Source organism: Paraburkholderia saeva (genome assembly GCF_907164555.1).
GTDB lineage: Bacteria > Pseudomonadota > Gammaproteobacteria > Burkholderiales > Burkholderiaceae > Paraburkholderia > Paraburkholderia saeva.
This window is the reverse complement of record NZ_CAJQZC010000009.1, coordinates 255,039-275,858: the sequence shown is the minus strand read 5'-3', so window position 1 is coordinate 275,858 and position 20,820 is coordinate 255,039. Positions and strand designations below refer to the sequence as shown.

The following is a 20,820-nucleotide window of genomic DNA, read 5'->3' as shown; positions in this document are numbered from 1 at the left end:
ATGAGGGGGATGGGCTGCGTTAGCCCGTGAATCGAACAATATTCGTTCCGTTCTTCGCCCGAAAGTGGCAGGATTCATACGCCTCGTCTCATAAATGGAACGACCATGGATCTGGTCTCGCTGGGCGATTTCAACGCAGTGGCGCTGCATGGCGGTTTCGGGCCGGCCAGCCGGGCCCTCGACCGCCCGAAGGCCACGTTGTCGCGACGTGTTGCAGAACTCGAGGAAAGCCTTGGGGTAAGACTGATTGAGCGAGGCTCACGCAGGCTGCGTTTGACAGAAGAGGGTGTCGTCCTCCATGAGCGCACCCGCGGGCTCATGGCGGAGATTCAGGAGGCGGGCGAGGTCGTTGCTTCGCGCGCGCCTGTTCCGCGGGGGCGATTGCGAATCAGTGCGCCAGTGGTTTTCTCGCACGCGCTGTTGGGCCCGATCGCGGCGCGCTTCGCGCTTGCCTACCCGCACGTCGAACTTGAGGTTGTTGCAGACGACCGCTTGATCGATCCGGTCGATGAAGGCTATGACCTCGTGATCCGTATCGATCCCGCGCACGACGAGCGATTGATGGGAAGGCGCATCCTCGAAGACGAGCGTCTTGTGGTGGCATCGCCCACGCTGGCAGTGCCCCCGGCATTGGAACACGACGAAGCGGAGCTGGCCGTCCCGGCCGTCGTGCGGACCACGATGCCGACGGGAACGCGATGGGACATGCGCACGGACGATGGACGCATCAGGACGCTCAAGCCGTTGCCGGTGCTGCGCTTCTCGTCGCTGTTGATGGCCCGCGATGCGGTACTGGAGGGCGTCGGCGCGGCGTTGCTGCCGAAGTTGCTGGTCGAGCAGGACGTGTCGACCGGACGGCTCGCGTGCTGGGGAAGCGTGGGTGCGCCGGTGGAAATCTGGGCGCTCTACAACTCGCGGCGTCTCTTGAGCGCGAAGGTCCGCGCGTTCATGGACATGCTTCAGGATTTGCCGGGGCGACAACCGGTCGGCCTTGATGGCCGACCGGTCACGCCGGCAGATTGAGACATGCAATTGTGAGCAGCCGCCCGGAGCCGAGCCGGGCGTGCCGCCTCAGTGGGTGATGCGCCGATCAGAAGCGGTGGCGAATCCCCACGCGGAATGCCAGCTGATCGTCAGCACCCGCGCCCGACGGGCCAAAGAAACTCGTGCTCGAACCGATCTGGGCCTGCAGATCCTGCGTACCGTTGTGCCCCGAAGCGATCTGGTAAATGCCCAGCGCGTATACGTCCGTGCGCTTGCTCAACGCGTAGTCGATGCTCAGATCGCCCTGATTCCAGTGTCCCGTATTCGCGTTGCTCAGGTGCATGTACGTATAGCCCGCGCCGGCCGTCAATGCCGGCGTAAACGCATACCTGGCGCCCGCCTCGTAGGCTGCGAATGTTGTGGCTGCGCCCGTCAGCGTTTCGAAACGGGTATTCGTGTACAGCGCCCACAACGTCGCTGCGCCGATCACATAGCGGCCACCGGCACCGTACGTACGCAGGTCGCGCACGGTGCCGGTGGAGACGTTCGCAAGGGTTGTCGAGAACGGCGGAACGGCCTGGCTCGGATAGCGGATATCCGTGTACGCGGCGCCGATGCCGAACGGACCGTTCGCGTAATTGACGCCGAAGCTGTACGCACGCGACGAACCCGCGACCGGCGCGGCGGGCGTACCGGTTGCCGGCGCGCCGGCAAACGACGTCGAATTCGAGAAACCATACAACGCACCGAACGTCAGTCCCGCAAAGTTCGCGCTGCTGAACTTGACCGCGTTGTTGATCCGGCTGGAGGTCAGCTGGTCTACGTCGTTGATGTGATAAGCGTAGTTGCCGGCGACGGTCTGGCTACCGGTCGAATAGTTGCCGCCGAGGTAGTCGGTCGAAAACGAGTACTGGCGACCGAACGTCAATGAACCCATGCCGTCCCGCGAAAGTCCGACGAACGCCTGGCGGCCAAACAACGCACCGCCCTGGCCGAGTGTGCCGTTACCGCTGTTAAAGCCGCTTTCGAGCACGAAGAGCGCCTTGAGGCCACCGCCGAGATCTTCGCTGCCACGCAGGCCCCAACGGCTGCCGGATGCCACGCCGTCGTCGTATTTGACGAGGCTGTCATGGCTCGTGCCGGAACGGGCGTTGTTCACGTAGCTGATACCGGCATCGATCAGGCCATACAGCGTCACGCTGCTTTGCGCATGGGCGGTGAGCGTGACGCTCCCGAGGACTGCTGTGGCGATAAGAGTCTTCTTCATTTTTCCTTTTTCCAGGGTGATTGCGCCGCGCGTCTTTGAGCAGGGTGACGCGTCCTGTTTTCGTTGTATCCTTTGGAATATAACGATGCGTTATATATCCGTAAACGGTATTGAAAGGAATTGTCGCCTTTCTGACACAAACGAAAGTTCGGCGCGGCAGGGACAACCCGTGACCCGCCGCTATATTCCACGAGATACAGCCGGAGCGCACGGATGGAAGCAGCGAACAAGCGAGGTGCCGATGCCGCAAAGACCGTGTTCGTCGAGGTCGAGCATCATTGGCGGTCGTCGCGCGCGGGCGGAAAGGCGCTTTACGGTGCGTTCTACCAAGCTCTGCTCGCGTAACGCTCATGTTTATCCGTCAACTCGAATATCTCGTGACGTTGGCGAAAGAGAAGCATTTCGCGCGCGCGGCGGATGCGTGTCACGTGTCGCAGCCGGCGCTTTCGACAGCTATCCGCACGCTCGAATCGGAACTGGGCGTGACGATCGTCAATCGCGGACGGCGCTTCGTCGGCTTTACCGAGGACGGCGAGCGCGTGCTTGGCTGGGCGCGTCAGACGCTCGCAACATTGCAGAACATGCGGCAGGACGCATCGGCAGCGCAGGCGCGGCTGGTTGGCACGCTGCGCGTCGGCGCGATTCCCACGGTAATGCCGGTGACATCGCGAATTTTCGCCGCCTGCATGCAGCAGCATCCGCACATTCGCTACGAAGTGCATTCGCTGAGTTCCGATGCGATCCATCGGCAACTGGATGACCTCGAGCTCGATATCGGCCTTACATACCTCGATTCACGCGTGCAGGCAGGCTTCAGCGTGATGCCGCTCTATCGCGAGCGCTACATCCTGCTTTCGCCGCCGCACGCACGCGCCGAATCTACCGGCAGCACGCGACGGTGGGACACGCTGGGCACGGTGCCGCTGGGTCTGCTGCCGGCCACCATGCAGAACCGGCAGGCCGTCAACGCCGCGTTCCGGCGCGAAAACGTTCAACCCACTGTCGTGGTCGAGACGGACTCGCTTCTCGCGTTGTACGCGCATGTGCTGCACGCAGGGCTGTTCAGTATTTTTCCGCACAGCCTCCTGGGCGTGCTCCCAGCCGGAAACGACGTCGGTCATTCGCTGCTCGAACCTGAACTGACACGTGAGATAGGCCTTGTCACGCGCAATCGCGAGGCGTTGCCGCCGCTGGTTTCGGCGATGTGGCGTTCGGCGGAGCGTCTCGATCTGCAGGCTGAATTCGATGCGCTGTTACCGGGCGCCTTCGAACCTGCGGTTGCTGACGTGACGTCCATCAGGCGACGTGCACGCGCGACTGGCGACGCCGGTTGATAACGGACCCTTATCAGCCAATCTGTCCAAACGATTGGACCGGCCTGTTGAGGCGGGACAGACTCCATCACATCGTCGCGCAACCGCGGTGACGATGCGTCGACCGGGCGCCGACATGACATTGCGCCCGTCCCGAATGGAGAGAGACAACATGGCCAAGGTTCTATGTGTGCTGTATGACGATCCCGTCACCGGAATGCCGAAGCAGTACGCACGCGACGACGTGCCCCAGATCACGCGTTATCACGACGGCCAGAGTGCGCCGACACCGAAAGCAATCGATTTCAAGCCGGGTGAGCTGCTGGGCAGCGTATCGGGCGAGCTGGGTCTACGCAGATTCCTGGAATCGCAGGGGCACACGCTGGTTGTGACCTCGGACAAGGACGGCCCCGATTCGGCGTTCGAGCGCGAGCTTGCCGATGCCGAGGTCGTTATTTCACAGCCGTTCTGGCCGGCCTATCTGACGGCTGAACGCATCGCAAAGGCGCCGAAACTCAAGCTTGCATTGACGGCCGGCATCGGATCGGATCACGTCGATTTGCAGGCCGCGATGGAACGCGGCATTACCGTGGCCGAGGTGACGTTCTGCAACAGCATCAGCGTGGCCGAACACGTCGTGATGATGATTCTTGGGCTCGTGCGCAACTATCTGCCGTCGCACGAATGGGTGCGTAAAGGTGGCTGGAACATCGCTGATTGCGTCGAGCGTGCGTATGACCTTGAAGGCATGCACGTAGGCACGGTTGCAGCAGGGCGGATCGGTGCCGCGGTGCTGCGGCGGCTGAAGCCGTTCGACGTCAAGCTGCATTACACAGACCGTCATCGTCTGCCGCTCGATGTCGAGCGCGAACTCGGCGCGACGTGGCATCCGGACGCCGAATCAATGGCGCGTGTCTGCGATGTCGTCACGATCAACTGTCCGCTGCATCCCGAAACCGAAGGCCTCTTCGGCGAAAAGATGATCGGCAAGATGAAACGCGGTGCGTATATCGTGAACACGGCGCGTGGCAAGATCGTGGATCGCGATGCAATCGCGCGCGCGCTCGAATCCGGCCAGCTGGCCGGGTATGCCGGTGATGTGTGGTTCCCGCAACCCGCGCCGCAGGATCATCCGTGGCGCACGATGCCGCACAACGGCATGACGCCGCATATCTCGGGCACGACGCTGTCCGCGCAGGCACGCTACGCGGCCGGCACGCGCGAGATTCTCGAATGCTGGTTCGCGAAGCAGCCAATCCGCGACGAATATCTGATCGTGGACGGCGGCCGGCTCGCGGGCGTCGGCGCTCACTCGTATAGCGCCGGGAATGCGACGTCGGGTTCGGAAGAGGCGGCACGCTTCAAGATCGCGTAAGCGGACGGGTTTGACCTGACCGGCGCCCCAACGGCGCCGGTTTGGCATGTTGACGCAAACCTGATGTTTGGCAACGTGTCGATTTCTGGTAGTTTGATTCGTCGTGGAGTAGTGGGCCGCTCAACGCGGCCGCATTTCTCAATTCCGGGAGACGCTTCATGGCGCTGAAACTCTACTATCACCCGTTTTCGTCCTACTGCCAGAAGGCACTCATCGCACTGTACGAAAATGCCGTGCCGTTCGAACCGCAAATACTCGCGGGCCCGGATAGTCCGGCGTTTCGTGAACTGTCCGAACTTTGGCCCATGAAGCGCTTTCCGGTGCTCGTGGACGGCGAACGCACGATCATCGAAGCCAGTTGCATCGTCGAATATCTGGGCCTGTACGCACCCGGCCCGGTGCGCCTGATTCCCGAGGACCCGCGCGCCGCACTCGAAGTGCGAACGATGGACCGCTTCTTCGACAATTACATCTCGACGCCCCAGCAGAGAATCGTGGCCAACGCGCTTCGCCCCGAGGATGCCCGTGATCCCTATGGCGTGCGTGAAGCGCAGACCATGCTCGACACGGCGTATGCCTGGCTCGACAGGGTGATGTCGCAACGTGAATGGGCGGCGGGCGAGCACTTCAGTCTTGCCGATTGCGGTGCCGCGCCGTTCCTCTTCTATGCGGACTGGACGCATCCCATCGGCGATGCCCATCCCAATGTCACGGCCTACCGTCAACGTCTTCTGAAACGACCGTCGTTTGCCCGGGCGGTGGATGAAGCACGGCCGTACCGCACGTACTTTCCGCTGGGTGCGCCCGATCGCGACTGATCAGCCCGCGTTTTCCGCAGCCGAGATCAGCGCGAGCGCCGCCGGCACGAGCGGCTGCGCGGCCTCTCTGGTGAGTTGCCCGTATACGTAGGCACCGTCGACAAGCAGCGCGATCTGGCTCGCCAGACTATCGGGCCTGGCAATGCCGATCTGCTTCACGAGTGCGCTGAGACGGCGGCGCAATTCCACCTTGTGCCTCACGGACACCACCCGTGCAGGATGGTCCGGTGCCGGAAACTCGGTCGCCACGTTGAGAAACGGGCAGCCGCGATATTTCGGCGTTGCGATGTCGCGGGCGATCCATTGCAGGTGAGCCTTGAGTTCATCTCCCGGCGCATTCTTGTGGCGCTTCGCGATCCTGTCCCACGCATCCCAGTAGTTCACGTCATCGCGTTCGAGCACGGCGGCCACGAGTTCATCCTTGGTCGCGAAGTGTCGATAGAGGCTCGTCTTCGCAACCCCCGAACGTTCGACGACCAGATCGACGCCGACGGCCCTCACGCCTTCCTGATAGAACAGCTCGGCCGCCGTATCGAGTACGCGGTCCCGGACGCTGGGCGAACCGGCGTTGACGGCTTCTTTTGCTGTGGCGACTGTGGCTTTGCTCATGAGAGGTTCTCTTTTTGGGAAACGCAGATTTTCCATGCTCTGGGCACTGTACCAGGATTGCGCTTGACACGCTACAGATCTGTACTCTACTCTCTTTTAAACGATACAGATCTGTATCGTTATGGTTTCGCCTGTTTTTCTGTCCGCCGTTTGAAGAACCACCCTGACAACTGGAGTTCTGCAATGACGTCAAACCGAACCGTCGCCGTCTTCGGCGCATATGGTCACACCGGCCGCTTCGTGGTGTCGGAACTGCTCGCGCGTGGCTGGAAGCCCATCCTTTCCGGACGCGATGCCAGCAGGCTGAATGCCGTCGGAGCCGATCAGCCGGAAGCGGACATCCGGCCTGCTTCGGTAGACGACCCGGCGTCGCTCGATCGTGCGCTGACGGGTGCGGTTGCGGTCATCAATTGCGCGGGGCCCTTCGCGAGCACATCGGCCCCGGTGATCGAAGCCGCGTTGCGTGCGCGGATTCCGTATCTGGACGTCGCCGCGGAGATCGAGGCCAATCTGGATACGTTCGAGCACTACGCCGACCGGGCGCGCGAGGCGGGCATCGTGATCGTCCCGGCGATGGCGTTCTTCGGCGGCCTCGGCGATCTTCTCGCTACGGCGGCGATGGGCGGCTGGGAGCATGCGGATGAGATCAGCATTGCATACGGGCTCAGCAGCTGGAAGCCAACGGCTGGCACGAGGGCCGCCGGTCAGGTGTCGAGGCAGCGTAGGGACGGGCGTCGCATTGTCTTTGCGAAAGGGGAACTGGCGTTTCGCACGGAAGCAGCGCCGACGGGCGAGTGGACGTTCCCGGCGCCGCTCGGCACGCAGCCGGTCATTGGAGAGTTCACGATGGCCGACACGGTGACGATCGCGCGTCATCTGAAGACGCCCGAGATACGCTCGTACATGACCGCTGTGGCCGTCAAGGACCTGGTGAACCCGGACTCGTCGCCACCGGTCGCCGTCGATGAAAGCGGACGCTCGTCGCAAAGCTTCGTGGTGGACGTGGTCGTGCGTTCGGGCGGCGAAACACGCCGCCTGTCGGCAAGCGGGCAGGACATCTACGCGATCAGCGCGCCGCTGGTGGTCGAAGGGCTCGCGCGTGTTGTCGGTGGACGCGTTGACAGGGCAGGCGTACTGACCGCCGGCGAAGCGTTCGACGCACGTGACTTTCTGGAATCGCTCGGTCAGGAAAAGCTGTCGCTGGAGAGGGCGTGAAGCGTCCACGGTGCTACCGAACGCCTGAGATGCTGACAGCGCGAACCGGATCGGGAACCTCGGGGCAAAAGCTGCAGCGACGATGCCAACCTGCTGAAGCCCGCTACGTCATGTAAGGCGGCCAGGTTCTGGACATTCCAGACTGGCCGCATGAGCCGCGGACCTCAGAATCGCCGTCGCGCGATCGTGCGTGACGTGGCACAGTATTCGCCTCGTCAACAGCATTCGAAGACAAACGGACAGGATTGAAAGGCATGAACGACAAGCGAAATGAAGTGCCCGACAGCACGGCGGCGCGCGTCGCCTTGTGGCGCGCGCTGCATGTGGAGGCCGACCCGCCGCCGCATGTTCTGGAAGACGATATCGGCCTCCGGCTGCTTGCCCCTGACGAGGACTGGCGTCTGCGTGGCGACATGGATCCGCAATTCACGCGGCCCTTTCGCGCGTCGATCGTGGCGCGTGCACGGTTCATCGAAGACCTGGTCGTGGAGCAGGCCGGCCAGGGGGTGAGCCAGTATGTGATTCTCGGTGCGGGCCTCGACAGCTTCGCGCAGCGCAAGCCGGAGATCGCTTCGCGCCTCACGGTATTCGAGGTCGACCCGCCTGGGCCTCAGGCGTGGAAGCGCAGCCGGCTGGTCGAACTTGGCTTCGGCATTCCGGAGTGGCTGCGTTTTGTCCCGGTCGATTTCGAGGCAGGGGAGCGCTGGCGGGATCAACTGGTGGCAGCGGGCTTCGACGACAGCAAGCCGGCCGTCGTGGTCTCCACGGGCGTCAGCATGTATCTCACGAAGGACGCGAATGCGGCGACGCTGCGCCAGGTCGCGGGCTTCGCGCACGGATCGACGTTCGCCATGACGTTCCTGCTTCCGCTGGATCAGGCGAATCCCGAGGTACGTCCCGGACTTGAGATGGCGGAGAAGGGCGCGCGGGCAAGCGGCACGCCGTTTATCAGCTACTTCACTCCGCCGGAGGTTGTGACGATGGCCCGCGAAGCGGGCTTCAGGGAAGCACGGCATGTTCCGGCGTCCGATCTTGCGCGCCGTTACTTCGCGGACAGGACAGACGGCCTGCGGCCGCCAGACAATGCGGAAGAACTCCTCGTAGCGAGGACGTAGCTACTCGCAGCCGTTATCGGGCGCCTCGCGCCCGACCGTCTTTACAGATAGCTGCAGACGTAGTCGAGCGTTTCGATCACGTCGATATCGAAGCGGCTCTTGCCGGGCACCGAAAATGACTCGCCTGCGCCATACGTTTTCCACTCGTCGCTGCCTTCGAGGCGGATGCGGCACTGGCCAGCCTGCACTTCCATGAGTTCGGGCGCGTCGGTGCCGAAGTTGAGCGCGCCGGGCAGAATCACACCCAGCGTCTTGCGTGTGCCGTCAGCGAAGAGAACGGTATGCGAGACACACTTGCCGTCGAAATAGACGTTGGCGCGTTTGATAACGGAAACCTGATCGAATTGCGTTGCGGCCGTCATGGCGGTCTTCCTCTGGATCATCGTGAATGGATACGTGGGCGCCGCGTGGCGGCAGCGGGCGGCGCGGGATCTGCACAGGCCGTCCGCGCGGGCTTTCGGTTCGGCGCCAGTCCGCCATGATACAAGCAGTCGTCGGCGCCAGCCGGTGATACGTGTGTAGCGGTGCGCGCCGGGCATGTGCGCGGTGTGAGGGCAACACCGCGTTGCGGTCGCTCCGATCAGTCAATCGGGCACCAGCGACCGGAATCGGGGCACACCGTGACCGGCTCGCCGTTTAGCCAGACCTGCTCTTCATTCAGTTGCGAAGCGGTCGAAGGAGCGACGTCGAATGAAATCCTGAGCGCGTGACCCACATGGGTATTTTCGACCGGAAGCTCCCACGTCAGGAATATCTGGACGCGATCCTCGTCCGGCGGGAAGTGGGCGGCATTAAAACCGCTGCTGTCGCGCTGGATTACGCCATGCGGCTGGCCCGTATCGAATATCACAGCGGTTCCCCGCGTGAGGGGAATGCGATGGCCTGACGCGGGAAAGTGCAGATCGAGACCCCGGTCCTCGCTCAGGAACAGATTGCAGAAAACCGCACTGCCATATTGCCGGCCGTCATGGTGGTATCTCGCGCCGCGGCAGGCCATGAGGGCGACGTCGCTCGAGGCGAGCACTTCGGGCAGTCCACGTGCGCTCGTCCAGTCGGACATCGTCTGCACGCAACGCGTGTAGTCCGGCCAGCGCATGAGCGTTCGCGCCAAAGGCATGACTTCGACGTCGCCAGGCTCCAGAACAAGATGTGACGCGATCTCTCTTTGCCAGTCCGCGAGCAGACGTAGAGGAGGCTCGGGCACGTCGACGATGCCCGACAGCACGATATCGCTCACGTGTCGACTGCGAATGGCCTCGCCGCTCCAGAAAAAGGAGGTCAGCATGGCTGGCGTCTGATGCGGTTGAGGGGATGGCTCATCGGCATCATTCTAACGATTCGCGGGCGGCGCGTTCGAAGCTTGCCGCCGGCCAGCGTGGCGCCGCCGGGCCGCGAAGCCCCATGCTGATTTTGAGGCTGCGCGACCCGTTCGCCAGCGCCTGTTCCTTCAGGAGGAACGTCAGCCGTGAGTTGCCGGTTGCTCGCGCAGATTCACGGGCGTCATGCGTGGCATCAGCAGATGAATGATGCCGAGCGCGACCAGATAAGCCGATGCACCCACAGCAAAGAGCACCCAGTACTGACCTGTGCGCTGCAACGTCTCGCCGATGACGCCCGAGTAGAGGAACGAGCCGATCATCCCTGCCACGCCGCCGATGCCGACCACTGTGCCCACCATCCGGCGCGGAAACACGTCGCCGACGGTCGTGACGAGGTTCGCCGACCAGCCCTGGTGAGCCGCCGCGGCAAGACCGACAGCGAAAACTGCGTACCAGAGGCTCTGAAAATACGAAAGTGTCGCAATCGGCAGTACGCACAGCGCGCAGACACCCATCGCGATCTTGCGCGCGACATTGGGTTTGCTGGAACGCTGCATCAGCCGTGACGACAGCCAGCCTCCAGCCACACTGCCGACAGATGCCATCGTGTAGATGACGATCAACGGCAGACCCAGATTGCCGATGTCGATGTGCCTCGACTCATTGAGCCATTTAGGCAGCCAGAACAGATAGAACCACCACACCGGATCGGTCAGCAGTTTGCCAAAAATGAACGCCCACGTTTCGCGGTACTTCAGCACGGAAAGCCAGCTCACGGATTGCTCGACGTTTTCGTCGCGGTCCGAATTGATGTAATCCAGCTCGTCCTTCGATACCGACGCATGCTCCGCGGGAGGACGGTACACGAGCAGCCATACCGCCAGCCACACGAAGCCGGCCGCGCCTCCGACCACGAACGTCGCACGCCAGCCCCACATGACAGCGGCGACTGGTACGAATGCAGGTGCAACGATCCCGCCGATGGTCGCGCCCATGTTCCACAGACCCGTGGCCAACGCACGCTCCTTCTTCGGAAACCATATGGCCGTGGTGCGGATGGCGACAGGGAAATTGGCCGCCTCGCCGAACCCGAGCAAACCGCGCACGGCCGCGAAACCGGGGACGCTCGCCGCCAGCGCGTGCAGCATCGCGGCGAGGCTCCACATCGCCATGGCACTGCCGTAGACCACCTTGGTGCTGATCCGGTCTGCGATTCGACCAAATGTCGCGAGACCGACTGCATAGGCTACGGTGAAGACCATCACGGTCTGCGCGTACTGGACCTGGTTCCAGCCAATGTCTTTTTGCAGCAGCGGCGCGAGCAACCCCAGCATCTGGCGATCCATGTAGTTGATCGTCGTCGCAAAGAACATGAGTGCGCAGATGGTCCATCTGTATCGTCCGACGGCCGTTGCACTGGCGACGGAACGGGCTTCGATCATTTTCATCGTGTCTCCGCAAAGTTTGTAATGGGTGTAGCGATGCGTTTCAAAAGGGCGAATACCGGAGCCGGGCAGGCGACGTGATTACCGGCCATCAGGCGCGGCCGGTCTTCCGCGAACGGGGCGAAAATGCCAGGCAGGCTGGTCCGCGTACCGCCTACAGCGCGAGGGCGGATCGCCCCTCGCGCGGCTTCATCCGGGAAAAGAAAACGACGCCGGCTGCCACCACCGACATCAGGGCGAGCCCGGTGAGCCCGCCTTCGATCGAGCCGGTCTTCTGCTCGAGCAGGCCGAAGGCCGCCGGCGCGACGAAGCCGCCGAGATTGCCGATCGAATTGATCAGCGCCAGCACCGCCGCGGAAATCCGCGCATCCAGGTAACCCTGTGGAATCGGCCAGAACAACGCCGACGCGGCCTTGAAACCGATCGCCGCAAAGCAGATCGCGACGAACGAAAACATCGGACTGCCCTTGCCGGCGGCATACATGCCGAGTGCGGCGATCAGCAGCACGCACGCAACCCACGCCTGCTGAAACCTGAAGCGCGCCGCGAGCATCGCGAAGCAGTACATGGCCACGATCGAGATCAGCCATGGAATCGAATTGAAGAGCCCGACCTGGAAATCGTTGAAATGGCCCATCTTGCGGATGATGCTGGGCAGCCAGAACGTCGCGCCGTAGATCGTCAGCGAAACCGAGAAGTAGATCACGCAGAAAATCAGGATCTGCGGGTCGCGCAGCAGCGTCCAGATCGACGGCTTGATCGCATGCACCGCGTCGCGCTGGCGCTGCTCTTCTTCTATCGAGGCAACGATCGCGTCCTGCTCCGCACGGGAGAGCCATCTGGCGTCGCGCGGCTTCGAGTCGAGCCAGAACCAGATGAAGCCGGCCAGCACCACCGAGGCCATGCCTTCGATCACGAACATCCACTGCCAGCCGTGCAGGCCCCAGCCGCTGATCAGCATCAGCGCACCGGAGATCGGGCCGGAGAGGATCGAGGCGAGCGCCGAGCCGCTGAGAAAGATCGCCATCGCCTTGCCCCGCTCGTCGCGCGGCAGCCATTGTGTGAAATAGAAGATGACGCCCGGAAAGAAACCGGCCTCGGCCGCGCCGAGCAGCAGCCGCATCGCATAGAACGACATCTCGCCCCGAACGAACGCCATGCCGACCGCAGCCAGGCCCCACGTCAACATGATGCGTGTGAGCCATGCCTTTGCGCCGAAGCGCTGCAGCAGCATGTTCGACGGCACTTCGAAGACCGCATAGCTGATGAAAAACAGACCCGCGCCGAGCCCATAGGCCGCGGCGCCGATGCCCAGATCGGCGCTCAGATTCTGACGGACAAAGCCGATGTTCACACGGTCGATATAGTTGACGATGAACATCGCAACGAAGAGCGGCAGCACATGCCAGTTGATCTTGCGCACGGCGCCTGCCAGCGCGTCGGTCCGGTCCGCTCCGGACGCGGCCGGGGTCGATCTGCTCATGGGGGTGTCTCCTGTGTCGCCCTGAATGTGCGCTTTGGCTGTCGGCCGGAGTTCGCGGTTTAGCGCTTGCTCCGGCCCCGTAGGGCGTTACCCGGGTCCCGGGAAACGGGTTGCCAGGTGGCAATGCGCATCGCGCGCCGTACGTCTGTCCGGATCAGAAGCGTGGGTTCTTGCCGGTAAAACCGGGCTCGTACTTCTGCATCTGCTTCAGGTCGTCGCGATTGCGCACGCCGCACGACAGATACTGGGCATGCAGCACGGCCAGCTGCTCGCGGTCGAGCTCGACGCCGAGGCCAGGCGTGGTGGGTACGCGTACCGCGCCGTTGTCGAAGCTCACGCGGCCACCCTTGATGACTTCTTCTTCCTGCCACGGGTAGTGTGTGTCGCAGGCGTAGGTCAGGTTGGGGATGCTCGCCGCGACATGCGTCATCGCCATCAGGCTGATGCCGAGGTGCGAGTTGGAGTGCATCGACATGCCGAGATCCCACAGTCTGCACATGCGCGCGAGTGTCTGGGTCGCGCGCAGGCCGCCCCAGTAGTGATGATCCGACAGCAACACCTTGACCGAACCCATCGCGGCGCCGCGACGGAAATCTTCCATGGTCGTGATCACCATGTTGGTCGCGAGGGGCAGGCGAGTGTGCTTCGCCAGTTCCGCCATGCCTTCGAGTCCCGGACAGGGGTCTTCGTAGTATTCAAGCAGCTCGTCGAGTTCGGGTGCAGCCGCGATGCTCGTTTCGAGCGACCAGTTGGCGTTCGGATCGAGGCGTAGCGGCATGCCGGGGAAGGCCTGGTGCAGCGCGCGCATGCACGCGATCTCGTGTGCCGGCTCGAACACGCCGCCCTTGAGCTTGATGCTCTGAAAGCCGTACAGGTCGATCATGCGACGTGCCTGTTCGACGATCTGCTCCGCGCTCAGGCCTTCGCCCCAGGCGTCGGGCGCATAGGGCCTGTCGATGTGCCCGGCGTACTTGAAGAACAGATAGGCGCTGTAGGGCACCGCGTCGCGCACCTTGCCGCCGAGCAGATCGACGATCGGCGCGCCGACGATTTGCCCCTGCAGGTCGAGCATCGCGACTTCGAGCGTACTGATGACTTTCGGCGCGTTCTTGGCCGAGTGCGAACCGGGCGCGAGTTCGAATTCGACCGCGCCGGGGCTCGCCTTGATCGACGCGCGCACGCGTTCTTCCATCCGGTTCAGGTCGAACGGCGACAGGCCGATCACCAGCGCCCTGGCCTGCTCGAGCACGCGCAGCATCGGTTCGTCGCCGTAGGTCTCGGAGATACCCACGCGGCCATCGCTCGTCTCCAGTTCGACGATGGCGCGCAACGCCCACGGTTCATGGATGCCGGCAGCGTTGAGCAGGGGGCCGTCGCGGAAGGCAATGGGCGTAATCCGCACCTGGGTGACGGTGATGTCGCGAGTCATGGTGACAGTCCAGAAATGGAAGGTTTCGAGTGGATGAACGTATGGTAAAGCACTAATGTATTAGTGTGTTAGTCGGGTAAATACCCAGGCCCGCACGGGCGGCACACGCGCCGGAAGGGGGTGGGCGTCGGCTATAGTATTAATATCTCAGCGGCGGAACAGCCGTTTCCGCCTGCGCTCACGCTTCGTTTCTCACATGAAAACCAACGCTTTCCCGTCGACACTGACCCGGCTCGACCGGTCCCGCCATGCCGCGCCACAAGTGTTCGAACGGCTGCGCGACATGATCCTCTCCCTCGAACTCGCGCCCGGCACGGTGCTCTCCCGCGCCGATCTGGCGACTCAGTACGGTCTGAGCCAGACGCCGGTGCGCGACGCGCTGATGAAGCTCGGCGAGGAGGGTCTCGTCGACATCTTTCCGCAGCACGCCACGGTCGTCAGCCAGATCAACGTGACTTCGGCGTTGCAGGCGCACTTCCTGCGGCGCTCGGTTGAACTGGAAGTCGTGCGCACGCTTGCGGAGCAGCACGATGCCGCGCTTGTCGGCCAGTTGCGCGCCACGATTGCCGGGCAGATGGCAGTGCGCGAACTGAAGAACTACGAGCAGTTCGCGCTGCTCGACCAGACTTTTCATCGCCAGATGTACGAGGCGGCGGGCGTGCCGCAACTCTGGGATCTGGTGCGCAGACGGAGCGGCCATATCGACCGTCTGCGTCGCCTGCACCTGCCGGTGGAGGGCAAGACGATGGCCGTGGTGCGCGATCACACGGAGATCGTCGATGCAATCGAGAGGGGCGATGCCGACGCCGCGCAGGCGGCGCTGCGCAAGCATCTCTCGGGTACGCTGAACCAGGTCGATCAGATCCGCACGCGGCACCCGAACTTTCTGACGGACGACTGAGTGCGTCGGAAGCGTGGCGGCGACTTCACGGGATGCCGTCCGGAAACACGGCGCAGGGAGAGAAGGGAAGCCTGGCTTTGAGATTCGTGTAGCGCGGGCCAGCGATAACATCCACCGGTGTTTGTTCGCCCGGGAGGCGAACAAAGCTGCAGCGGGCTAACGTCGTCGCCAGACCAGATAGAGGCTCGAAACCGCGAACATGGTGACGAAATACGCGACGATAAGTACGGCCGTTCTTACACCGGCAAACTCCGTGGCGACAATGAGCGCAATGCCGACGTGCCGGGTTGCGCAGACGATGGCGAGCGCCGTCCGGTCATCCGGATTGGGTCCGCCAAACAGCTGACCAATGAGCAGCGCGAAAATCATCAGCCCCAGAAGCGCGAGCACGCCTCGCCAGTCGAGAAGACCCGCCAGGAGCTCCCAGTGGAGAATCAGCAGGGCGATGCTGGATACTGCCAGCACGCCCCCGGCAATCGCCAGCACCCGGTCCGATAACCGTTCTACCCGCGCCGGGAAAATCGCTCGAAGCCCCATGCCGAACACGACAGGCAACAGGATGGTTTTAGCAATGTCTGACACGACAGTGCCGAGAGATAGCTCGACGGTGACGTCAAAATAGATGCTGAGCAGTGTCACCCAGACAGGCACTGCGACGATTGCGACGAGCGAGGACGTGATCAGCAGGCTGAAGATGTATTGCTGGCTGTTCAGTTTCTTGAGGCGCCTCGGGAGGAGCGGCGCTCCCGCAGACACTGCCAGCACCAGCATGGCCGCCTTGACGCCTCGTCCGATGGGCATGACCAGCACCAGGCCGAATGCGACCAGCGGAACCAGCAGATACATCGCTGTCAGGGAGCGTATTAACAGCCCGGGCCGCCGCCACAGCCAGGTCAGCTCGGAAGGCGAAGTTCCCGCGCCGATGCAAGCGATAACGACGGCGATGGAAACCTTCAGCAGGATCAGCAGGGTTTCAGTCACGACACTCGGGCCTTCGAACAGGTATAGCGACCATGCGACCCCGGTGCGATCTGGTCATGCACGGCGCATGAATCTACGATCCCGGCCGGCAGAGCCATCGCTCTGCGCCACGTTTCGCGCAGGCTCAGAGTAATCGGATGACGATGCTTAGAAACACAAAACACCCCGACAAGGCCATGACCAATGCAATAAAAAAGGCAGGCCTCCAGACGCTGACCGGTTGAGATCCACGCAGCCCGACGAGGGTTCGCCAGAACTCCACCGTTCCCATGACCATCGAAACCGTGCCCATCCCCGTAAGGAAAAGGCCGACGCTTCGAGGCGTATGTGGATGAGCCAGGTGAACGCCCGCTTCTGCAAAACCCTCGAGCACCTTGTAGATCGTAAAGCCGAAGCTGATCATCGAAAGCGCGGTACGTATCCACGCCATCAGGGTACGGTCGGCCGCCATTAGCGTTCGCCTTGTCGCGAGGTCGGTCCGCTCCTCCGCCAGTTGGTTCGCCGAACGCGGTTCCGCGTTAATCACACAGTCTCCGGATTGGTTTGTCAGGGCCGGACTTCACAAGTGAGATTCCGGGCACGGCCGCAAATGGAAATCGGGGCGCCATAAGCGCTAACGTTAATCTAGTTCATGAGTCGCGCGATTGCGAGAATCTGCATATCCGAGGGCAGGGGGTGTGCGCACGCAATGAGTTAGCGGGAGCGCGTGTCCGACGAAATCGTCTTCGCGTTCTGGGCAGGGCGTCCAGTTGGACAGAACCGTACTCGATGGCGGCCCAGGAAATTTATGTGCCTGCCTCCTTAAGCATAAGGGGCGCCGCCGCGCGAATTCAGGATTTTGCCCACTTTGACCCGAGCGACGAGTAGCACCGCGAGCCAGAGGGGCGCGCTCGCGCAAAGCGCTCAAACCGGCAATCTCCAAATTCCGTTTGCTTTCCCGACGCAGGCTTACTTAAATACCAATCACGTCCGCGTCCGCGGTTTGCTTCTTCCGGATGCGGACCTGCTGGCATGTTGAGGCGCCTGGTGGCGGGCGTCGGGCAGCTTTTGGCACTCTCACAATAAAAGGGGGCGGGTAATGGAGGCCATGTCGCTGTCTCGAACTTCAACATTGGGCATTGACGATCCGAATGCGCCGCCCTGCTTCCATTTGCTGGCCAAACCAAGCGGATCGACCTGCAATATCGACTGCAAATATTGCTTCTTCCTGTCGAAAGAGGCGCTGTATCCGAACGAAAAGCACAGGATGTCCCAGGCGACGCTGGAGACGTACATTCGCCAGCTGCTGGAGTCGCATCGCACCCCGGAGGTCACCGTAGCGTGGCAGGGCGGCGAGCCCACGCTCATGAAGGTCGAATTCTTCAGGCGGGCGGTCGAACTCGTCGAAAAGTACCGCAAGCCTGGACAGGTTGTGAAACACACTTTTCAGACCAACGGCATTCTCCTCGACGACGAGTGGTGCGAGTTCTTCAAGCAGTACGATTTTCTCGTCGGCCTGAGTGTCGATGGTCCGCGTGAACTTCACGACACGTTTCGCGTCGATCGACGTGCGCAGGGCACCTTTGACCTGGTCATGCGCGGGTGGAACCAGCTGCGCGAGCATGGCGTCGACTTCAATATCCTGTGCACGGTCAACTCCGCCAACCAGCACCATGGTCGGTCGGTTTACAGCTTCTTTCGCGATGAACTCGGCGCGAAGTGGATCCAGTTCATCCCGATCATCGAGCGCGCAACTGAACAGACGATTCAGATCGCGAACCAGGGGTGGAGCGAACAGCCGGGCCACAAGCGCGTGCTGTATACACAGACCGGCAATCTGGTCACCGAACGTTCAGTCGGCGCAGAGCAGTATGGTCTTTTCCTCATGGACATCTTCGAAGAGTGGGTGCGCCATGACGTGGGACGCGTCTTCGTGCAACTGTTCGACGTGACACTGGAAGCCTTCTTTGGTCGTCACCTGTTGTGCATCCATGCGCCCACCTGCGGGCTCGGCCCCGCTCTTGAGTACAACGGCGATCTGTATTCATGCGACCACTTTGTAGAACCAGGATACCGGCTGGGCAACATTCACGAAACGCACATGCTGAAGCTCATGGCGTCCGCCGAACAGCGCAAGTTCGGACTGGACAAGCGTGACTCGCTTACGGCCCAGTGCAGGAATTGCGAAGTGAGGGCGCTGTGCAATGGCGGATGTCCGAAGGACCGCTTCGCGCTCTCACGGGACGGCGAGGCCGGGCAGAATTATCTTTGCTCCGGTCTTGAGTTGTTCTTTACGCGCTCGCGACACGCGATGGAGACAATGGCCAGACTGCTTCACGAAGGCCGGCCTCCGTCCGATGTGATGGCGATGACCGCAATCGAAGATAAACGGCGTGGCCCGTATGCGCCCTGTCCGTGTGGTAGCGGCAGAAAATTCAGATTCTGCCACGGCAAAAACGCACCGCATCGTTCGTTCGATCCGGCAAGCAATGAGGAACTGCGAGCCTCATGACAGGGGAGATGTGCCTGAAGACGTCCGTGTCGGTGACATTCTCGCAGAGCAGGGACCGGCGCGTCGTGCCAGCTCAGTTCGGTGACTCATGCAGCCTCTTCGCCCGGCTTGCGCAAAGCTGACCGGGCCTTATCTGAAAGGAGTGGAAGCAATCATGGCGACAAAGCAACCGAATATCCTGATTCTTTGGGGCGATGATATTGGATGGTGGAACATCAGTTTCAACAGTCGTGGGCAGATGGGTTATCGCACGCCTAATATCGATCGCATTGCCAATGAGGGCGTGGCGTTTACAGACTACTACGCCCAGCAGAGTTGTACGGCCGGACGCGCAGCATTCATTACCGGTCAAAATCCGGTCCGCACGGGACTGACCAAGGTCGGAATGCCGGGGGCTGATGTTGGCCTGTCGGCAGAAGACCCCACAATCGCGGAGATGCTCAAGCCGCTTGGTTATGTCACGGGGCAGTTTGGCAAAAACCATCTGGGCGACAAGGATGAATTTCTGCCGACCATGCATGGGTTTGACGAGTTCTTTGGCAACCTGTATCACCTGAACGCGGAAGAGGAGCCTGAGGATCCCGACTATCCAAAGGATCCTGCTTTCAGAAAACGTTTTGGTCCACGGGGTGTGCTCCACTGCCACTCAGACGGCAAGGGTGGCCAGAGGATCGAGGATACCGGTGCGCTGACCAAAAAGCGCATGGAGACGGTCGATGAAGAAACGACCGAACTTGCCTGCAAATTCATCGACAAGGCTCATAAGGATGGCAAGCCGTTCTTTGTCTGGTACAACACGACGGCCATGCATTTCCGGACCCACTGCGCGGAGAAGCATAAGGGCAAGAGCGGCCAGGGTGAATATAACGACGTGATGGTCGCGCACGACGAGAACATCGGCAGGATGCTGGCGAAGCTGGAAGATCTGGGGATCGCCGACGATACGATCGTCATGTATTCGACAGATAACGGACCTCACTTCAATAGTTGGCCGGACGCAGGCATCACCCCGTTCCGGGCTGAAAAGAATACCAACTGGGAAGGTGGCTGGCGGGTTCCGGCGTTCGTTAGATGGCCCGGGAAAATCCCTGCTGGTACGGTTCTAAACGGGATCGTTACACACCAGGACTGGATGACGACTCTCCTCGCGGCGGCCGGCGAGCCGGACATCAAGGAAAAACTTCTTAAGGGACACAAGGTTGGCGAGAAAACGTACAAGGTTCATCTGGACGGTTTCAACATGCTTCCGTATCTCACTGGAGAAGTGAAAGAAAGCCCGCGCGAGTCGTTTTTCTATATCAGCGACGACGGAGACGTGATGGCAATCCGTGTGCGTGACTGGAAGATGGTATTGATGGAGCAGCGCGCCAAACAACTGGCGTGCTGGGCAGAGCCATTCGTGCACCTTCGCATTCCGAAAATGTTCAACCTTCGAAGGGACCCCTTCGAACGTGCCGATGAGAACTCGAACACATACTACGACTGGATGATATCCCATGCTTATCTGCTGTACGGGATGCAAGCGGTTGTGGCATCGCAGATCGAGAATTTCAAGGCGTTTCCTCCGCGCCAGAAACCTGCATCGTTTAACCTGGATGCGGTGCTGCGGCAACTGGACGATGCGAGTGGCGGTGGCAATCATTGAGCTTCGGTGAATGAGCGGAGAAGGGAATCAGCCCGACGATCAGTCAGATCGTCGGGCGACTGGGTACGCTATTCAGTCAGGGTAACGACAGTTATGTTCTGGTTGGGGGATCGTGAGAAGAACGCTTCGCCCATGGGATGCGACGGCCAGCAAAATTCCGGATGTCCGGATGCCGCCAGAAAATAGCCATGCATGTCGCGCCAGCCTTTGTGACAGACGTCGAATTCGGCAGCGGCGTTCGTCGTTCAAATGATCCAATGACCGTTGGACCTTATAAACAATCGTTGTCGGCGCAACGACCTGAATCGCACCTGCCAAAACCGTACCGCCCCCACGAAAACTCGATATCGACGGCACGCAGACGCTTTGCGCTGCAAAGCAGCATTCCGACGTGTCGCAATCTGATATCACCCATCCAGCCCGCGAATGA

General features: G+C 61.6%; 20 protein-coding genes. 10 read left to right on the top strand and 10 right to left on the bottom strand.

Translation table 11 applies throughout. The features are described 5' to 3' along the window. Nucleotides 1–105 precede the first annotated feature (105 nt). Nucleotides 106–1,023 (top strand): LysR family transcriptional regulator, encoded by a 918-nt coding sequence (locus LPA36_RS22635; RefSeq protein ID WP_228881781.1) that lies wholly within the window; start codon nucleotides 106–108, stop codon nucleotides 1,021–1,023. A gap of 67 nt (nucleotides 1,024–1,090) precedes the next feature. Here LPA36_RS22635 and LPA36_RS22630 read toward each other — a convergent pair whose 3' ends face one another. Continuing rightward, nucleotides 1,091–2,251: a porin gene (locus LPA36_RS22630; protein ID WP_228881779.1), complete on the bottom strand. Its 1,161-nt coding sequence runs from the start codon at nucleotides 2,249–2,251 to the stop codon at nucleotides 1,091–1,093. Nucleotides 2,252–2,464: 213 nt separating this feature from the next. Between LPA36_RS22630 and LPA36_RS29455 the strand changes: the two genes are divergently transcribed. The 4 genes from LPA36_RS29455 to LPA36_RS22615 all read left to right on the top strand — a co-directional run bounded on the left by LPA36_RS29455 (nucleotide 2,465) and on the right by LPA36_RS22615 (nucleotide 5,757). Beyond that, complete coding sequence (locus LPA36_RS29455; protein ID WP_267478591.1) at nucleotides 2,465–2,596, top strand: hypothetical protein; 132 nt, start codon at nucleotides 2,465–2,467, stop codon at nucleotides 2,594–2,596. 5 nt (nucleotides 2,597–2,601) lie between these two features. Continuing rightward, nucleotides 2,602–3,585 carry a LysR family transcriptional regulator gene (locus LPA36_RS22625; RefSeq protein ID WP_228881778.1) on the top strand — a complete coding sequence of 328 codons (984 nt, stop codon included), beginning with the start codon at nucleotides 2,602–2,604 and terminating at the stop codon, nucleotides 3,583–3,585. A 151-nt stretch (nucleotides 3,586–3,736) separates the two neighbouring features. Beyond that, complete coding sequence (locus tag LPA36_RS22620; protein ID WP_228881777.1) at nucleotides 3,737–4,939, top strand: NAD-dependent formate dehydrogenase; 1,203 nt, start codon at nucleotides 3,737–3,739, stop codon at nucleotides 4,937–4,939. A gap of 158 nt (nucleotides 4,940–5,097) precedes the next feature. Next, nucleotides 5,098–5,757 (top strand): glutathione S-transferase family protein, encoded by a 660-nt coding sequence (locus LPA36_RS22615; RefSeq protein WP_228881776.1) that lies wholly within the window; start codon nucleotides 5,098–5,100, stop codon nucleotides 5,755–5,757. Here the strand turns inward: LPA36_RS22615 and LPA36_RS22610 are convergent, their stop codons facing one another. Continuing rightward, the gene (locus tag LPA36_RS22610) at nucleotides 5,758–6,366 is read right to left on the bottom strand and encodes a TetR/AcrR family transcriptional regulator (RefSeq protein ID WP_228881754.1); all 609 of its coding nucleotides are present in this window, start codon (nucleotides 6,364–6,366) and stop codon (nucleotides 5,758–5,760) included. A 183-nt stretch (nucleotides 6,367–6,549) separates the two neighbouring features. On the opposite strand from LPA36_RS22610, the gene LPA36_RS22605 reads away from it, so the two are divergent. Both LPA36_RS22605 and LPA36_RS22600 read left to right on the top strand, forming a co-directional pair. Then, nucleotides 6,550–7,581 (top strand): saccharopine dehydrogenase family protein, encoded by a 1,032-nt coding sequence (locus LPA36_RS22605; protein WP_228881752.1) that lies wholly within the window; start codon nucleotides 6,550–6,552, stop codon nucleotides 7,579–7,581. A 254-nt stretch (nucleotides 7,582–7,835) separates the two neighbouring features. Further along, nucleotides 7,836–8,696, top strand: a complete 861-nt coding sequence (locus LPA36_RS22600) for a class I SAM-dependent methyltransferase (RefSeq protein WP_228881749.1) — start codon at nucleotides 7,836–7,838, stop codon at nucleotides 8,694–8,696. A gap of 41 nt (nucleotides 8,697–8,737) precedes the next feature. Here the strand turns inward: LPA36_RS22600 and ppnP are convergent, their stop codons facing one another. The 5 genes from ppnP to LPA36_RS22575 all read right to left on the bottom strand — a co-directional run bounded on the left by ppnP (nucleotide 8,738) and on the right by LPA36_RS22575 (nucleotide 14,372). Then, a complete protein-coding gene (gene ppnP, locus LPA36_RS22595) occupies nucleotides 8,738–9,058 on the bottom strand; it encodes a pyrimidine/purine nucleoside phosphorylase (RefSeq protein WP_201073701.1) in 321 nt (106 codons plus the stop codon). A gap of 218 nt (nucleotides 9,059–9,276) precedes the next feature. After that, nucleotides 9,277–9,981: a hypothetical protein gene (locus LPA36_RS22590; RefSeq protein ID WP_228881746.1), complete on the bottom strand. Its 705-nt coding sequence runs from the start codon at nucleotides 9,979–9,981 to the stop codon at nucleotides 9,277–9,279. Nucleotides 9,982–10,155: 174 nt separating this feature from the next. Continuing rightward, complete coding sequence (locus LPA36_RS22585; RefSeq protein ID WP_228881743.1) at nucleotides 10,156–11,463, bottom strand: MFS transporter; 1,308 nt, start codon at nucleotides 11,461–11,463, stop codon at nucleotides 10,156–10,158. 151 nt (nucleotides 11,464–11,614) lie between these two features. Beyond that, nucleotides 11,615–12,943 (bottom strand): MFS transporter, encoded by a 1,329-nt coding sequence (locus tag LPA36_RS22580; protein WP_228881741.1) that lies wholly within the window; start codon nucleotides 12,941–12,943, stop codon nucleotides 11,615–11,617. A gap of 154 nt (nucleotides 12,944–13,097) precedes the next feature. Beyond that, nucleotides 13,098–14,372 (bottom strand): glucarate dehydratase family protein, encoded by a 1,275-nt coding sequence (locus LPA36_RS22575; protein ID WP_228881737.1) that lies wholly within the window; start codon nucleotides 14,370–14,372, stop codon nucleotides 13,098–13,100. Between the two features lie 196 nt (nucleotides 14,373–14,568). On the opposite strand from LPA36_RS22575, the gene LPA36_RS22570 reads away from it, so the two are divergent. Then, nucleotides 14,569–15,273: a GntR family transcriptional regulator gene (locus tag LPA36_RS22570; protein ID WP_228881735.1), complete on the top strand. Its 705-nt coding sequence runs from the start codon at nucleotides 14,569–14,571 to the stop codon at nucleotides 15,271–15,273. Nucleotides 15,274–15,429: 156 nt separating this feature from the next. Here LPA36_RS22570 and LPA36_RS22565 read toward each other — a convergent pair whose 3' ends face one another. From LPA36_RS22565 to LPA36_RS22555, 3 genes are all read right to left on the bottom strand, one after another. Continuing rightward, nucleotides 15,430–16,254, bottom strand: coding sequence for a bile acid:sodium symporter family protein (locus tag LPA36_RS22565; protein WP_228881728.1), 825 nt, complete (start codon nucleotides 16,252–16,254; stop codon nucleotides 15,430–15,432). A gap of 124 nt (nucleotides 16,255–16,378) precedes the next feature. Next, entirely contained in the window at nucleotides 16,379–16,780 is a 402-nt protein-coding gene (locus LPA36_RS22560) for a YidH family protein (RefSeq protein ID WP_228881727.1), read from the bottom strand. Between the two features lie 530 nt (nucleotides 16,781–17,310). Further along, a complete protein-coding gene (locus LPA36_RS22555) occupies nucleotides 17,311–17,529 on the bottom strand; it encodes a hypothetical protein (protein ID WP_228881864.1) in 219 nt (72 codons plus the stop codon). On the opposite strand from LPA36_RS22555, the gene LPA36_RS22550 reads away from it, so the two are divergent. Further along, on the top strand, nucleotides 17,438–18,745 hold the full coding sequence (locus LPA36_RS22550) for an anaerobic sulfatase maturase (RefSeq protein WP_228881857.1): 1,308 nt from the start codon (nucleotides 17,438–17,440) through the stop codon (nucleotides 18,743–18,745). The genes LPA36_RS22555 and LPA36_RS22550 overlap by 92 nt on opposite strands. Before the next feature lie 154 nt (nucleotides 18,746–18,899). Beyond that, the gene (locus tag LPA36_RS22545; RefSeq protein WP_228881726.1) at nucleotides 18,900–20,390 is read left to right on the top strand and encodes an arylsulfatase; all 1,491 of its coding nucleotides are present in this window, start codon (nucleotides 18,900–18,902) and stop codon (nucleotides 20,388–20,390) included. The last annotated feature ends 430 nt before the right edge of the window (nucleotides 20,391–20,820 follow it).

What these genes read in the sequence shown, in the direction of transcription:
- LPA36_RS22635 (WP_228881781.1), top strand. Translation starts at nt 106, where the DNA reads ATGGATCTGGTCTCGCTGGGCGATTTCAACGCAGTGGCGCTGCATGGC.
- LPA36_RS22630 (WP_228881779.1), bottom strand. Translation starts at nt 2,251, where the DNA reads ATGAAGAAGACTCTTATCGCCACAGCAGTCCTCGGGAGCGTCACGCTC.
- LPA36_RS29455 (WP_267478591.1), top strand. Translation starts at nt 2,465, where the DNA reads ATGGAAGCAGCGAACAAGCGAGGTGCCGATGCCGCAAAGACCGTGTTC.
- LPA36_RS22625 (WP_228881778.1), top strand. Translation starts at nt 2,602, where the DNA reads ATGTTTATCCGTCAACTCGAATATCTCGTGACGTTGGCGAAAGAGAAG.
- LPA36_RS22620 (WP_228881777.1), top strand. Translation starts at nt 3,737, where the DNA reads ATGGCCAAGGTTCTATGTGTGCTGTATGACGATCCCGTCACCGGAATG.
- LPA36_RS22615 (WP_228881776.1), top strand. Translation starts at nt 5,098, where the DNA reads ATGGCGCTGAAACTCTACTATCACCCGTTTTCGTCCTACTGCCAGAAG.
- LPA36_RS22610 (WP_228881754.1), bottom strand. Translation starts at nt 6,366, where the DNA reads ATGAGCAAAGCCACAGTCGCCACAGCAAAAGAAGCCGTCAACGCCGGT.
- LPA36_RS22605 (WP_228881752.1), top strand. Translation starts at nt 6,550, where the DNA reads ATGACGTCAAACCGAACCGTCGCCGTCTTCGGCGCATATGGTCACACC.
- LPA36_RS22600 (WP_228881749.1), top strand. Translation starts at nt 7,836, where the DNA reads ATGAACGACAAGCGAAATGAAGTGCCCGACAGCACGGCGGCGCGCGTC.
- ppnP (WP_201073701.1), bottom strand. Translation starts at nt 9,058, where the DNA reads ATGACGGCCGCAACGCAATTCGATCAGGTTTCCGTTATCAAACGCGCC.
- LPA36_RS22590 (WP_228881746.1), bottom strand. Translation starts at nt 9,981, where the DNA reads ATGCTGACCTCCTTTTTCTGGAGCGGCGAGGCCATTCGCAGTCGACAC.
- LPA36_RS22585 (WP_228881743.1), bottom strand. Translation starts at nt 11,463, where the DNA reads ATGAAAATGATCGAAGCCCGTTCCGTCGCCAGTGCAACGGCCGTCGGA.
- LPA36_RS22580 (WP_228881741.1), bottom strand. Translation starts at nt 12,943, where the DNA reads ATGAGCAGATCGACCCCGGCCGCGTCCGGAGCGGACCGGACCGACGCG.
- LPA36_RS22575 (WP_228881737.1), bottom strand. Translation starts at nt 14,372, where the DNA reads ATGACTCGCGACATCACCGTCACCCAGGTGCGGATTACGCCCATTGCC.
- LPA36_RS22570 (WP_228881735.1), top strand. Translation starts at nt 14,569, where the DNA reads ATGAAAACCAACGCTTTCCCGTCGACACTGACCCGGCTCGACCGGTCC.
- LPA36_RS22555 (WP_228881864.1), bottom strand. Translation starts at nt 17,529, where the DNA reads ATGTACGTCTCCAGCGTCGCCTGGGACATCCTGTGCTTTTCGTTCGGA.
- LPA36_RS22545 (WP_228881726.1), top strand. Translation starts at nt 18,900, where the DNA reads ATGGCGACAAAGCAACCGAATATCCTGATTCTTTGGGGCGATGATATT.